This is a genomic window from Streptomyces sp. NPDC001933 (genome assembly GCF_042890955.1).
Taxonomy (GTDB): Bacteria; Actinomycetota; Actinomycetes; order Streptomycetales; family Streptomycetaceae; genus Streptomyces.
Map to the genome: position 1 here is coordinate 90,196 of NZ_JBIASS010000010.1, position 13,323 is coordinate 103,518.

Annotated in this window: 12 protein-coding genes and 2 pseudogenes; 9 read left to right on the forward strand and 5 right to left on the reverse strand. The window is 68.2% G+C overall.

What is annotated here, in order from left to right; genetic code table 11:
• Positions 1–301 precede the first annotated feature (301 nt).
• Together ACFYY7_RS24160 and ACFYY7_RS24165 are read left to right on the forward strand one after the other, a co-directional pair.
• Positions 302–868 carry a YrhB domain-containing protein gene (locus ACFYY7_RS24160; protein ID WP_388664359.1) on the forward strand — a complete coding sequence of 189 codons (567 nt, stop codon included), beginning with the start codon at positions 302–304 and terminating at the stop codon, positions 866–868.
• A 480-nt stretch (positions 869–1,348) separates the two neighbouring features.
• Positions 1,349–2,467 (forward strand): hypothetical protein, encoded by a 1,119-nt coding sequence (locus ACFYY7_RS24165; RefSeq protein WP_388664361.1) that lies wholly within the window; start codon positions 1,349–1,351, stop codon positions 2,465–2,467.
• 966 nt (positions 2,468–3,433) lie between these two features.
• On the opposite strand, the gene ACFYY7_RS24170 is transcribed toward ACFYY7_RS24165, so the two are convergent.
• The gene (locus ACFYY7_RS24170) at positions 3,434–3,577 is read right to left on the reverse strand and encodes a hypothetical protein (RefSeq protein ID WP_388664363.1); all 144 of its coding nucleotides are present in this window, start codon (positions 3,575–3,577) and stop codon (positions 3,434–3,436) included.
• Between the two features lie 397 nt (positions 3,578–3,974).
• Here ACFYY7_RS24170 and ACFYY7_RS24175 point away from each other — a divergent pair, with 397 nt between their 5' ends.
• Positions 3,975–5,426: an amidase gene (locus ACFYY7_RS24175; protein WP_388664365.1), complete on the forward strand. Its 1,452-nt coding sequence runs from the start codon at positions 3,975–3,977 to the stop codon at positions 5,424–5,426.
• Positions 5,427–5,735: 309 nt separating this feature from the next.
• Here the strand turns inward: ACFYY7_RS24175 and ACFYY7_RS24180 are convergent, their stop codons facing one another.
• Both ACFYY7_RS24180 and ACFYY7_RS24185 read right to left on the reverse strand, forming a co-directional pair.
• A complete protein-coding gene (locus ACFYY7_RS24180; protein ID WP_388664367.1) occupies positions 5,736–6,086 on the reverse strand; it encodes a PQQ-binding-like beta-propeller repeat protein in 351 nt (116 codons plus the stop codon).
• A gap of 338 nt (positions 6,087–6,424) precedes the next feature.
• Positions 6,425–7,264: pseudogene (locus ACFYY7_RS24185) on the reverse strand (serine/threonine-protein kinase); the annotation flags it as partial.
• A 6-nt stretch (positions 7,265–7,270) separates the two neighbouring features.
• Here ACFYY7_RS24185 and ACFYY7_RS24190 point away from each other — a divergent pair.
• The 4 genes from ACFYY7_RS24190 to ACFYY7_RS24205 all read left to right on the forward strand — a co-directional run bounded on the left by ACFYY7_RS24190 (position 7,271) and on the right by ACFYY7_RS24205 (position 9,776).
• Positions 7,271–7,393 (forward strand): hypothetical protein, encoded by a 123-nt coding sequence (locus ACFYY7_RS24190; protein WP_388664368.1) that lies wholly within the window; start codon positions 7,271–7,273, stop codon positions 7,391–7,393.
• Between the two features lie 1,066 nt (positions 7,394–8,459).
• Complete coding sequence (locus ACFYY7_RS24195; protein ID WP_388664369.1) at positions 8,460–9,155, forward strand: hypothetical protein; 696 nt, start codon at positions 8,460–8,462, stop codon at positions 9,153–9,155.
• A 112-nt stretch (positions 9,156–9,267) separates the two neighbouring features.
• Positions 9,268–9,522, forward strand: a complete 255-nt coding sequence (locus tag ACFYY7_RS24200) for a hypothetical protein (protein WP_388664371.1) — start codon at positions 9,268–9,270, stop codon at positions 9,520–9,522.
• Entirely contained in the window at positions 9,474–9,776 is a 303-nt protein-coding gene (locus tag ACFYY7_RS24205; protein ID WP_388664373.1) for a hypothetical protein, read from the forward strand. Before ACFYY7_RS24200 ends, ACFYY7_RS24205 begins: the two co-directional genes overlap by 49 nt.
• 696 nt (positions 9,777–10,472) lie before the next feature.
• Here the strand turns inward: ACFYY7_RS24205 and ACFYY7_RS24210 are convergent.
• Positions 10,473–11,645, reverse strand: a complete 1,173-nt coding sequence (locus tag ACFYY7_RS24210; protein WP_388664374.1) for a hypothetical protein — start codon at positions 11,643–11,645, stop codon at positions 10,473–10,475.
• A 148-nt stretch (positions 11,646–11,793) separates the two neighbouring features.
• On the opposite strand from ACFYY7_RS24210, the gene ACFYY7_RS24215 reads away from it, so the two are divergent.
• A complete protein-coding gene (locus ACFYY7_RS24215) occupies positions 11,794–11,982 on the forward strand; it encodes a hypothetical protein (RefSeq protein ID WP_388664376.1) in 189 nt (62 codons plus the stop codon).
• 21 nt (positions 11,983–12,003) lie between these two features.
• Here ACFYY7_RS24215 and ACFYY7_RS24220 read toward each other — a convergent pair.
• Positions 12,004–12,228: pseudogene (locus tag ACFYY7_RS24220) on the reverse strand (IS5/IS1182 family transposase); the annotation flags it as partial.
• 132 nt (positions 12,229–12,360) lie between these two features.
• Between ACFYY7_RS24220 and ACFYY7_RS24225 the strand changes: the two are divergent.
• Positions 12,361–13,005, forward strand: coding sequence for a DUF6461 domain-containing protein (locus ACFYY7_RS24225; RefSeq protein WP_388664378.1), 645 nt, complete (start codon positions 12,361–12,363; stop codon positions 13,003–13,005).
• The last annotated feature ends 318 nt before the right edge of the window (positions 13,006–13,323 follow it).

Here is a 13,323-nt window from a genome sequence, read left to right on the forward strand (position 1 = left end):
CGCAGGCCGAGTCCACGAAGTCCTGCGGCAATACGTCGAATGGGCTCTGGGGCCGGAAAGCAGTTGGCCAATCGGCTTCTCTCCCCCCGCCTCTGCGGCCGGGGCGCGGGCACCGGCTCGGCCCGTCCGACGCGCAAGGCAGACCGGCCGAGAGCCACTGGGACCACCACCTGGCGGTGGGGTCCAAAGCGATCTCGCCGGTCCGTGCGAACAGTGCGATCTCTTCGGCATCGTCGCCGATGCCGTACTGGTGGCGCATCCCAGGTGCAGGGCGCAGTGCATTCCGGGTGATGCTGTGGTCGTGATCGAACGGGATGACGCGGTACGCATTGTTGAGGAAGAGCTGGCACGTGGCCATCAGGAGTGGGTCGCCGCCGGCGTCGAGCAGTTCCCGCGCAGCGTGGTAGTGCGCGTAGTCGAGCACGAGCTCGTCTGGAAGGTCTATGTCCAATCCGAGGAGTATGCGCGAACGCGCAATGTATCCGCGATGCTGGTGGGACACGGTCCGTATCTGGTCGACCGCGCCGATGGCGGGCTCCACTCGATCGGAGTGCTCTCCGCGAGGGACGGGGCTTGGGAGGACGACTACCGAAGCCGTATCCGAGGGCTGCCCGTCCGCACTCCGGTGGATGATCTCCACGACGAGCTACGGACGGCAGCCGAGGCATCGGGCGGACGCATGGCTGCTGTCAGTACCCTTCGTCGGAAGGTGACCGGGCTCTCCCCGGCGCATGCCCTCGCCTACGTATCCGGGCTGCTCGCAGGTGAAGTGCCGCCTCAGCTCCTTGCCATCGCTCACAAGGAACTCGTGAAACCCCTCGACCGTGTGCTCGCCGTACGTACCTTCGGCGTTGATGCTGATTTCTGAGATGCGACCGGTCGAAACCGCGGTAGGCACGTGGTTGACCTTGTTGCCCCGTTCTGGGCGCATGCGCGGCCGGCACGATCGTCTTGCCCATCCGGCGACTGCCTGAGTGCGGTGCCGGTACGGAGTCGTCAGGTGTTCCACCTGCTCCGCGACGGTCCGGCGCTTGCAAGCGGCGCTCTCACAGAGGATTCGGCCACCTCCACACCGTCCACCACGGCCCCGTCGACGTCAGGCCATACCGACTTCCAGAACTGCAGGTCATCCCCCACGAACACCATGCTGGGGAACAGACATCGGGGGCTGCACGGGATGTTGGGAACTGGCCGTCACGAAATGTCCGGCACAGCCTTGAAGCTACCCAAGCGGTACTCGGAGGACGACCGGAATCGCTCGCCTCGGTTCCTCGCACGCGTGCCCGATACGAAGGGGCGAGCCGTAGAGTGATCGGATGGCTGCCCCAGAGGGATCTTCCGGGTCGATGTGTTGCAGAACCTCTTGACCGACCTCTGCGCCTCGCCAGTCGCCGTCGACCGCGTGGAGCGACTGGAGCCGTGGGCCGTAGCCCGGGTCTGGCTCCAAAGTACTTCCGCGCTTCCATGCTCCGTCGTCGTCAAGTGGCTACCGGACGGACAACGCGAGGCTCTTACTGCCCCATGGCGGCTGCGTAACGAACTGGCTGCGCTTCAGTTCCTCAGCGAGGATCTGAGGATCGGCCTCGCGCCTCGCGTCATCGCCGCCGACACCGCTGCCCGATTCCTCGTCCTGGAAGACCTCGCTCCGCGCGTCTCCCTGGACCGGCTGCTTCGACGGGACGGAGCGGCAGCGCACGGCGACCGACTGGCCGCATTCGCCCGCGCACGCGGCGCGCTGAGCGCGGCCACCGCGGGGCGGGCGGAGACCTACTACGCCCGCCGAGCCAAGCTGGGACCGGTTGATGCTGCGGCCGATCAGGCTGGACGGCTCGCCCCTCTCCGGGCGGGAGCGATCGAGCACGCCTCCTCGCTCGGTGTGCCCCTCGGCGGCCGGCCGGCCCACGAACTCACGTCAGCCTTGGACGAATTGGCTTCCCCAGGCCCCTTCCTCGCCCTGAGTAACGGGGACGCGGAAGCCAACAACATCCTGCTCCATGCCTCCGGCCCTGCCGAGGCCCGCCTCATCGACTTCGAATTCGCCGGATACACCCACGCGCTGACCGATGCCGTTTGCCTGTATGTGCCCGGCCCGGCCTGGCTGACAGTGGACGATCCAACTGCCACAGGTCTCGCCGACCAATACCGCCGCGCCCTGGCCCGTGGCATCCCGGAGGCCGAGGACGACCGGCGATATGGAGACGGCCTCGCCGCTGCCTGCGTGTCCTGGACGCTGGTCCGTCTGCAGAGATTTGCTCTGCTCGACACCCGCTCGCCAGGTGACCACAGCCGACTCCAGCTCATCGCAACGCTGGAAGCAGCCGCCCACACTGCCCAGACCTGCAGAACCCTGCCCCACCTCACCTCCTGGATCCGTCGTATCGCCACCGTGCTGCGCCATCGCTGGCCCGACGCGGACCAGGATTTCGCCGACCCGGCAAGCTTCCCGCCCTACCGGGCCCGGCACTGAGCCCATCCTCATCCCCCCGTTCCCCGGCATGGACAACAGCCCGGCCCAGCCCCGTCCCTGGCTACACGGCTACAGGTCGGCGACCTCACGGAGGACGCCCCGATCCGGATCGACTTCGGTCAGATGTCCGCGCGGGACAGAGCCGCACCGACCACCGGCACCAGGATGTCCACGGAGCGACCTCGTGCTTCACGACAGTGCCGGAGCAGTCCTCGGCGAGGCTCTCCAGCACGGCACGCTCCTTGCTGTCAGCGCTGAGCCTCCACTTCAGCTTCGTGGCAGTCCAATCATCCAGGCAGGTGTACTTCGCGAGCCCGGCCGACGGCATGCACTCCGACGGGTCCTCATCGTCCTTGGACCGATTCGTCTTCGCGGTGACGGCGACGGGGCTGCGCTCGGCACCGAGATCAATGGAACGGATCCTGTGTCCGTGCCACACGAGTGTCGTGCCGGGTGTGGCGGCACTCCAGCGAGACAAGAGTGGCCGCCGGACCCGAACGGCGTCGAAGGAGCTGTTCCCTTCACCGCTGCCAAGCCCGTTGCCCTGCTACGCCGACTTCGCAGCCCCGCAGCAGCAACTGCTGCGCGCCCTGGCCGAACACGAGTACCCATGGGTCGTCCGGGCTGTTGAAGAAGAACTCCGCAGCCCACGAGGCTCGGTCGACAGCACGACCTGACCGGCCTCAGCATCGAACCCGAGCACCGCACGACTGTGGTCGCCGTCCCCGGCATCCAGCAGTACCGGCTTGCCCGGCCGTCGCCCGACCACCCGCAAGAATCCGCAGAGCACATCCAGTCGCTCCTGGCCCCGGAGCTCCCGCAGACGACACCGAAGTCGATCTCCTCCACTGCCCAGAACCGGAAAAACCGCCAGCCCATCGGCAGCCGATCCGCTCCTCAGCTCCGGGCACACTGCGTCAGCCCGGCAAGACGGAACCGCCTCCGCCCGAGGCACTGGCAGCGCCCTCACGGCGTACGGCGTCGCGCCAGGCGTTTGACCTGGTACGAACCGAACCCGGCGTGGGCAAGGGCGATCAGCTTAACGGCCGCCAGCAGCACCAGCGTTGTCGTGACGTGGCCGAGGAGTGTGAGGACGTACGGATTGAACATGCCGAGGTCGCCGCCGTCCAGAACCGGGCCGTCCAGCGGGCGAGCTGGTGGAGCGGGGCGAGGGCTGCGGTCAGGGTGAGGCCGTAGGTGAGCATCAGTCCGTAGCCCGCGCCGAGAACGATCGCGGCGAGGAGGGCGAGGGGCTCGTTCTCCGTCGCGGCGGCGATGGCGGCGGTCGCCGTGCCGGCCGCGACGGCCAAGAGGCCCTCGGTGGGCGTGGACCGGGCTCGCCGTGCGGTGAGCAGACCGGTGCCGGAAACGACGGCCGTTGCGATGCCCGTGGCGACCGGGCGGAGTGTCTGTGGCCGGAGAAGAACATGATGAGTACGGAGACATCCACCCCGTTGCGCGAAGCGGCATTTCGTGCCCTGCTCCAGAGGCCAATACGGTCGGTTTCATGGAGTGGAATTTTCAGACGGCCGAAGACCTCGCGGCTGCCTTGCGTGCCGGTGAAGTGACCTCGGCTGAACTGACTGACGAGGCGATCGTCCGTATCGAGCGGGACGACAAGGCGATCAACGCGATCTGTGTGGCGGACTTCGACCGCGCACGGGCCGCCGCACGCGGTGCCGATCAGGCGCGCGCCCGTGGTGAGGACCGTCCGCTGCTCGGTATTCCGGTGACGGTCAAAGAGTCCTACGACATGGCTGGGTTGCCCACGACCTGGGGCATGCCGCAACACCGGGACTATGTGCCGGCCCAGGACGCGGAACAGGTGTCGCGGCTCAAGGCCGCGGGCGCGGTGGTGCTGGGTAAGACCAATGTGCCCTTGGGGCTGCAAGATATCCAGAGCTTCAACGAGATCTACGGCACCACTAACAATCCGTGGGATCACGATCGCACGCCCGGCGGATCCTCCGGCGGATCAGCGGCGGCCCTGGCGTCCGGATTCTGCGCGCTGTCGATCGGCTCCGACCTCGCCGGTTCGCTGCGGACCCCCGCGCATTTCTGCGGCATCTATGCGCACAAGCCGACACTCGGACTGGCGGCAACCCGCGGCATGGCCGCGCCGCCGGCACCGCCATTGCCGGTCGACCTCGACCTCGCCGTCGTCGGTCCGATGGCGCGCACTGCCCGCGACCTCACGCTCCTGCTCGACGTCATGGCCGGGCCGGACCCGCTGACGCTCGGCAAGGCATACGACTTGACGCTGCCGCCCGCGCGCCACGAGCGGCTCGGCGACTTCCGGGTCCTGGTCGTCGACGAGCATCCGCTCATTGCGACCGGGTCCGCTGTGCGGGCGGGCGTGAACCGGGTGGCCGACGCGCTTGCCGACGGCGGCGCCCGCGTCGAACGGCACAGCCGGTTGCTGCCCGATCTGGCCGAAGCTGCGATGCTCTACACGCAATTGCTGTTCTCGGGCTCCGTTGCGCGTTTTCCCGTCGAAGCGTACGAGCAGTTGCAGACCCGCGCCGCCGGACTGAGCGCGGACGACCGGAGTCTCGATGCGGCGCGGCTGCGCGGCATGGTGTTCAGCCACCGCGACTGGATCGAGGTGAACAGTCGTCGTGAGCTCCACCGCCACGGCTGGCGGCAGCTCTTCGCCGAGTTCGACGCCGTGGTGTGTCCCATCACGCCCACTCCCGCGTTCCCGCACGACCACAACCCCGATCCGATGCAACGCCGGCTCGACATCGACGGCGTCGGGTACGCGTACTTCGACCAGCTCGTCTGGGCCGGTCTGGCCACCATGCCCGGCCTGCCCGCCACCGCAATACCAACGGGCCTGTCCCCCGAGGGTCTGCCGGTGGGAGTGCAGCTCATCGGGCCGATGTTCGAGGACCGCACCCCGCTGCGGCTGGCCGAACTGCTCGAACAGAAGATCGGCGGCTTCCAGGCACCGAAGTAGGGCGCACTACCTGGTATCCGTCGAGGACGAGGCGCGGATCACGACGAGACCCCCGAATGCGCGCAGTCGCCGACCGGAACGCGCATGTCACCCGCCTCCCGACCGCCACAACGCTGCGGCACAGCCGTCCCAGTGGAAGTTCACCACCTCCGACCCGGACAACCCTGGAGCTCGACTACGACGGACCGAGCCGGCTGCCGAGGCACGTTGGGCGGCCCAGGGATTCGGCCGTCCCGTGCCCTCCGTGCCCGTCGCGGCCGGAGGCCCCCGGACCGTCGTCGTGCTGCGGTCCTTGCCCGACCTGAACTTCTACTTGGGCCGCGCGCCGCCGTCGAAGGCGTGCACCGTTCCGTCGTCGCACCCCACGAACACCTGGGAGCCGGACGCCGCCAAGGAACCGGCCTGCTTGAGGGACCCGGTCCACAACCTCTTGCCGCTCGTCGGCTCCACGGCGTGGAGCCCGTCGTAATCGATGGCATAGAGCACTTCTCCGGCCGCCACGGGGGTGGTGGAGATGGTGGCGTCGAGCGGGATCGCCCATCCCGGATCGGTGGCTGGGGGACGGGATCTGGTGGTGGAAGCGCTGGGCCCGGTCCTCCCGCTTCCCGGCTCGTGGCCGGAACGCAGCAGCGCGGCGACACTCGTGGCCGCGGCGGCCACCGCTCCGGCTCCGAGCCCGAGCCGCAGGACCCTGCGGCGGGTGGGCGATTGGGGCCTCCCTGGCCGGGGGTGACCGGCCGCCGACCGGGCAGAGACGCAGGCGCCGTCTGGGTGGGCGGGGCGTGGGGACCACGGTCCACAGGCCGCACGGCCGTGCCTGCTTCGCGGGGCGGCTTGGGCAGGTCCGCAACGGTGGGTGTGGCGTTGGACGCGAGTGTCTCGGTGCGGGCTGGGACTGTGGTGTGGAGGGACTTGTGGAGGGTGTCGTGAACTTCGGCGGCGGTGGCAGGGCGGTCGGCCGGATCTTTGGCAAGGAGTCGTAGGACGAGGGTGTCGAGGGTGGTGGGGATGTCGGAGCGGTGGTGGCTGGGTGGAGTGGGCGGGGTGTTGAGGTGAGCGGTCATCATGGCGACGGGCCCGGTGGGCTGGAAAGGCGTGCGACCGGTGAGGAGTTCGTGCAGGACGCAGCCCAGCGCGTAGAGGTCGGACAGGGCCTCACCGGGGTGTTCGTTGAAGCGTTCCGGCGGCATGTAGGCGAGGGGGCCCATGACCTGGCTGGATTTGGTGGCGGAGGCCATGAAACGGGCGATGCCGAAGTCGAGGACTTTGATCTCACTGTCGGTGGTGAGCATGAGGTTGCCCGGTTTGAGGTCCCGGTGGACAACATCGGCGGCGTGGGCGGCGGCCAGGGCCGCGGCGGATTGCGCGGCCCAGTCCGCCGCCCGGTGGATGGGTGGTGGACCGTCTCGTCGCAGGAGTGCGGCAAGGTCGTGTCCGGCGATGTACTCCATGACGAGACAGAGGGTTCCGTCGGCAGGGTCTTCACCCATGTCGAAGACCGTGACCACGCTGCGGTGGTTGAGCCGGCCGACGGTGCGTGCTTCACGGAAGAAGAGCTCCGCACCGCTGCTTTCGCCTTGCTGATGGGAGAGGAGTTTGGCTGCGACGCGGCGTCCGATGACACGGTCGCGGCCTTCCCAGACCTCACCCATGCCACCACGGCCCACGAGCGACGCCAGTTCGTGTCGGCCCGCAAGTACCCGATCAATCATGCTTCCCCCGTCACCTGCCCTCGCACACCAGAGCCCCTTGATCCCACCGTTGAACCGCAACCCGCTCACCGTTCTCCGACGGCCGGGACTCCATAGCGACCGGTGCAACTCCTGATCAAGGAACATGCATCGATGACCAGCGACAACGTGGCCAGGGCCGGGCCCGTCCGGGCGGATGATCCTCAGCCCGGCGACGAGGCGGACGAGTTGGCCGCGCAGGCACGGGGGCGTGCAAGCGTTGCCGGTGGTCTGTGAAGTTGCGGGTGATCGAGCCGGAGAGCGCGCTCGGACGGCGCAGCATCAAGGCGTGCGTGCGGTACGTGAGCAGTGCGGTGCGGTGCGGAAATGGCCCCCACGACCATCCTCATGGCCGCCGCAGGTGGGCCGTCGCAGGGCTGAGCCGTTCACGAGCGACCTTCTGCATGCGCTTCGGCGGTATCGACTGGACAAGGCCGGGAATAGCCTCGGAGTGCCGAGCTGTCTCGGCGAACCGATGGGTAATCATCAGAGCGGCGATAGCGGGGGCGGACATGTGGCTGAACGTGTCGAACGAGGAACTTCCCGCGCAGGAGCGGTTGCCCTTCTGGGCCGACATGCTCTCCCGCGAACCGGTCCCTCTCACCGTGACCAGCGCAAGAGCCGGTGCCGACTTCCCCGCAAGGGGCTGCCTGCTGGACCTCGGTCTCGTACGGGTGGCCGTGTTCGACAGCCCACCTGCGCATCTCAAACGCACCTGGGCCGACGTCCGGCAGGCCGGCCCGGCAACGTACCAGCCACCATGTCAGGGACGGGGCACTGGGCTCTGCCACCGGGCAGAGCCCAGCTCGTCCTCACCCGTCGCAGTTGCCAACCTTCCATGGCAGAGGGAGAGTGTGCTGCCGGCGGCACACGATCGCAATGTCATGGCGTGCAAGAGCGTTGGAGGCACGCCCATGAGTAGTCCTCTCCTGCAGTTCCTTCTGCGCGTGACCGTCCATCCCTGGACTTTGCGTTCGTAGTGGCGGTGCAGGCGGAGGCATCCGGCGAGCCAGGACGCCGTCCGCTCCACGGCCCAGCGGTGGCAACCCAGCCGTGCGGAGGAGCCGGTGCCCTTGCGGGCGATGGGGTGACGGATGCCCCTCCTGCACACCCGTCGCTGGCGGGGTGTGCGGGGTCGAGTCCGCAGCGGTCAGCGAAGGGCCGGCCCGGGGACGTGATCGAGGACGAAGGGGCTACGCATGGGTCACGGGGCACCTGCCACATACGCCATACGCTTCACGACGAAGGCCAACTCGACTTAAAATCAGATGACTTGCACAACCTGGGAGAGTGAGGGACCCGCATGGAGATTGTCGTCCTGGCGTTGTGCGCCCTGGCCGTGTACGGACTTTTCCTGAAGACCCGGACCGTGCTCCACGCCTGGCGGCTCCCCGCCCTGTCCATCAGCATGGATCGGCTGGACATCTACCAGAAGCAGGCGTTCCAGGAGATCTGTCGAAGATCCCCGAGCCTCGGCACCCGAGTCCGCCTGGCACCGTACTTCGACGAGCAGCAGTGGAACCGCGCCGACGCCATGCTCGTCCTCGCCGAACCCGTCAAACACAAACTCGTGCGTATCGAGGGGTGGAAGTTCGGTTCCTACGCCCTCACCCGGAAAGGCTGGGTCGAGTACCGGAAGCACTTCATGTGGACAGGGATCAGTGACGAATCCATGCATATAACAGCCTCTGAAGGCGGCCTCGCGGCGGTCAACGTCAACAGCCCTCATGGGGTGGCCCAGAGCAGCGGGCGTGACAGCAGCGCCGACCTGTCCGGCATCTCGTACCACCAGCTGGCCACCGCCCTCAGGGCCGACTCGGAGAGTGCCCCGCCCGAGGAGGCGGTCAGGGCGCGGGAGTATGCCGAAGACCTGACGGACGCGGCCGGTGCGCAGGACACCGACCGGGCCAGCCGCGTCCTCGGCCGCGTCAATACCTTTCTCGCAACTGCGAGTTCCGCCTTCAACCTGACCAGAGACCTGCTGCCGCCCGGCAATTGAAACCGGATGCATCGCGCGCGGCTCGGCTACCGCCCCGGGCCCGACGCTCCCAGCGCGTCCGGGCGGAGGCGGCCAGGATGTCGTGTAGACGGCTGGTGCGGCCATCGCTGCCTTGTGTCTGTTCACGGTCGCCCAGTGGCTGTGGCATCTGCCGCACGCCGCTGTCCAGCTGTGCGTGGTCGCGGTCGCCGTGGTGCTCTTACCGTTGCGGAGGCGCCGGCCCGGGGCCGTGCTCCTGGTGCTCGCCGTCCTTGCCGGGGCGGCGCCCGTCGTCGGCCCGGTGACGGCGGCCGCCGCGTACGCAGGAGCGCTCACACGGTGCGGCCACGCCACCGGATCCGGCTGCTCGGCGGTGCGAGCCTGCTGATCACGGCATCCGCGACCACGACCGGCGCTACGCTCGGCCCCGGCTCGGCCGTTCACGGTTTGGAGCTCGGGTTGGTTCTGGCGGCGACCGCCGTGGTCGTGCCCTGCCTGGTCGGGACGGTGTACGGGCAGCAGGCCCGATTGCTGCGGGCACTGCGCGAACGCGGCGACGCAGCCGAACGGGGCGGCCCCGGCCTCGATGCGTGCCCGGCGCGGGTGCACGTGTGGTGCACCGGGTCGTGCGGGAGGCTCTGACGAACGTGCACCGGTACGCAATGGCCGCCCATGTCACCGTACGGGTCGAGCAGGACGACCGGAACGTGCGGGTGCAGTCCGCAACAGTGCGTCCCCCGCTTCGGCCGGCACACCGCCCGAGGCCGGAACGGGGCGCGGCCTGACGGGCCCGCGCGAGCGGGTCGAGCTGTCTCCCTCCCCTGGGGCACCCTCGCCCTCGTGGTCCTGCTCTCCCTCGCCTTCGGCGCGCTCGCGGCCGCCCTGCCCGCCCGGCGGGCCGCCGCACTCAGCCCGCAGGAAGCGGTCGCGCAGACGTAGGAAGGCAGACCGCACCCGACACCTCCACCGCAAGTGCGGGAGGGGCGAGACTCGTTCGCCCCTCCCGCACGATTTGACCGAGGTGTCTGCGTACAGGGGTACGCCAACAGCGCGACGCCAAGGCCGGGTTCGTCCCCTACGCGGACCATTGCATCGCGAGTGTGCAGCAGGCCGAACCGGCTCCCACCCGCCTCTCACGCAACCATGGCCAATGGCTTGCGGGCGGGGGCATCTCCCCCACGCGCTCGACCTGCTGACGCTCTCATGCCGTCCAACGGGAGCGTGACGGCCCTGCCCCGTCATGGATGGAAATTCCCATGCACCAAACAGTTTGGCGGTGCCCGATCAGAGAGACGGGATCGGAACCGTGGGCAGGAAGGCGCCCGGCCCGGAGCGGGACTACCGGACGTCGAGGAGGGCTACGGCCTCGGCGAAGTCGGCATGAGCGGGCTCAAAGGTCCGCGCGGCAACGAGGAACATCGAGCGGTCGGTCAAGGCCCGGGCGAGGCGTGCAGGGTCGTCGGGCAGACGGCGGGCGAGAGCCACGCTTTCATCGAAGTACGGCCTGAACCGCTCCTCGAACCGGTAGGGGCGGTTTCCCTCACGGAGGGCCGCGCGGATGCTGATTCTGCGCTGGACGTCGACCAGTTCAGGCAGTCGGCCGGCCTCGCGCAGTCCCGCCGCCTCCGTTTCGAGCTCTGACAGAGTGCCGAGAAAGGCATCCCGCGTGTCGCTCGACCATCCGAGGTCGGTGCCGAACGGCGGCATTGGGGACTCAACGCTCGCAGCTGGTTCGTCGCCCCGCCCCGAGAGGGCGAACAGGGTGACCCACCACGCGAGGATGCAGCTCCAGTCCTTCGGCTCGCCCGTCGTCGCCAGCTCCTCAAGGACGGTCAGGGCCTCCCGCCGGGTGTCCGCGGCGTCCGCTCCGTGCCCGGCGGCCTCGCGCATCCGGGAGAGGTGAACCAGCTCCCAGGTGAGTATGGCCAGCGCCGTGCGCTGGCCGACGACCTCGCGCCGGGTCTCGTCAAGGAGCTCGCGGAAGACGGCTGATGCCGCGTCGTGCAGGCCGGCGCCCTCCAGGTTCGCCGCCCACTCGACCATGTTCCAGAAGGAGTGTTCCGATATGCCGTTACGGACTGCCTTCTCGTTGAGCTCTGCGGCCTCTCGAAAGCGCCCCTCCTCGGCCAGGATTCTCGCCAGCTGCCCACTCTTTCCAGCCTCGGCCATTTCCTCGCAGGCCGCGCGTCCCTCTGCTCGGCGTCCGAGGGCGAACAGGGCCGACTGGTAGACGTTCAGCGCCCTGCACAGCCTTTCTGCCCGCGCTGGCACCCCGGCCTCGATCCTCCGGCCGGCCTCGACCGCCTCGGCGGCCAGCACCAGGTCCACCTCCGGGTCCCGGTTGCGATAGCTCATCGAGAGGAGCGCGTCGACCAGCTTCGGGAGATACGCCTTCGGGCTCACCTCCGCCAGAACCCGGTACGCGTGGACCTGTTCGAGCAGGCTCAGTCGGCCGGAACCCAGCAGCAGCACTCGCGCCCGCAGCACTGCGTCGTGATCGATCTTCCCCATGTTCCCCCTGTCTCCGGGTGATGCACGAAGGAGATTCTGGGAGTCAGGGAGCGGATCGGACAAGGCTCGCGAACTGTGCGTTCCGTCCTACGAAAAACGCCGCTGACCTGTCATGATGGACATGCTCTTGCAGTAGTCCGCCGGATACATGGCCGAAAGGGCGGGGAACCCGATCACCGGCGGGTCGAGAATCTCTGAGGCGATCGACAGCTACGACATCCTGATCGTGCACGTCGACCAGCAGGGTCTCTTCGGCGGTCACCGGCAGGGAACCAGCGGCCTCGCCGGCATCTTTGACGGAGAGCAGAACAAGCTCGTCGTCCATGCACCGGCCTGACGGGCCCTTCGAACACCTTGCTCAGCGCCGGGTTCGGATGAGGATGGCAGCACGGTGCAAAGCTGCCTGGCAAGCGATGGCAAGCTTGTCCGCCGGCACAGCAAGACCGCACCACTGCATACGTCGAGCGATGCACCGCTCGACGGCATTGCGCTCCTTGTACGTCTCAGCGTCGAAACCGGGCAGGCGGCCTCCCCCGCGCCCTCGCCACGGACGGTGGCTGATCTGGTCGGCGGGATGCGGGATGTGGGATGCGGGATGACAGCACGGAGGCTCCCCAGCCGTGACAAGCTACTGACCGCTTGTGGGGCACAGCACCCGTCCCGCTGTGCCCCACCGGTCCCACGTTGTGTTCGGAAGGAGAAGGAGAAATCGGCAATGACCGAAAGTCTCGCATGGGTCGCCGATGCCTGGCAGAGCGCGAACCTGAGCGCCTCCGACCTGTACATCACCTGCGCCCTCGGCCTCAGCCCTCAACAGCTGGCCGAACGCATGGCCGACCATGAACCTGTCGAGGTCGGACCTTCCCTCACCGTCCAGGAAGCATCCCGCATGGTCGACCTCACACAGACCTACTGCGTCGGCCGCATCGGCCGAAGCGGCGACTGGTCATTCATCGTGGAGTGTGGAGGCAGCGAAGGCTGGTCCCTCGACCCGGCAGTGTCCCGCGGCGGCGCCGAAATACTGATACTCGACCCACGGCCGGACGATCCGCCCTCCTTCTTCAGGTACCTCGTCGACGGTGAGCTGCGACTGCACTTCGAGTTGGGCTTCGGCTACGACCCCGCCGGAACCCAGCCTGACCTGCTGCGCCCAGCGCTGGAAGCGGCCGGAGTCATCCCGCAGGAAGACCGCGTCGATGTCCTGCTCGGCAAGGACGAGGAGCTGTCGCCTCTCGAAGAGAAGCGTCGAGTGTTGGAGGTCGCCGGTGAGCACTTCGGGCTGTCACTACCCCGGAAGGTGATCAAGCACGGGCGCCTTCCTGCAGTGGTCACCCGCACGTCACCTCCGTCGTCCTGGTGACCACGAGCCTACGAAGTGCTGCTGCGCCGGAACGGTTCGCTCCCCGGCTCTCCTTGCACCGACCACCGGCGTTCCGCCTCGCCGGCCGGCCCATCCGAACCCCGAGCGGTTGCTCGCACTCGCCTCCTCCAACGCTCAAGACACGCACGGTGCCCTTCGGGATATCCGGTCGCACCACCGGATGCATCGGAACCACCCTGACATCCTTTCAGCAGCAGTGTCTGTCCTGTATGTCCGGCACTTTGGGCAGAAGTTGGAGGTCGATGGGTTCGGAGATGTCCACGCGACGAGCTTCGAAGCCATTGATTGGGTTCGGGA

Coding starts and splice junctions, on each gene's coding strand:
- ACFYY7_RS24170 (WP_388664363.1), bottom strand. CDS start 3,577: ATGTTCAATCCGTACGTCCTCACACTCCTCGGCCACGTCACGACAACG.
- ACFYY7_RS24175 (WP_388664365.1), top strand. CDS start 3,975: ATGGAGTGGAATTTTCAGACGGCCGAAGACCTCGCGGCTGCCTTGCGT.
- ACFYY7_RS24190 (WP_388664368.1), top strand. CDS start 7,271: ATGACCAGCGACAACGTGGCCAGGGCCGGGCCCGTCCGGGCGGATGAT.
- ACFYY7_RS24195 (WP_388664369.1), top strand. CDS start 8,460: ATGGAGATTGTCGTCCTGGCGTTGTGCGCCCTGGCCGTGTACGGACTT.
- ACFYY7_RS24210 (WP_388664374.1), bottom strand. CDS start 11,645: ATGGGGAAGATCGATCACGACGCAGTGCTGCGGGCGCGAGTGCTGCTG.
- ACFYY7_RS24215 (WP_388664376.1), top strand. CDS start 11,794: ATGGCCGAAAGGGCGGGGAACCCGATCACCGGCGGGTCGAGAATCTCT.
- ACFYY7_RS24225 (WP_388664378.1), top strand. CDS start 12,361: ATGACCGAAAGTCTCGCATGGGTCGCCGATGCCTGGCAGAGCGCGAAC.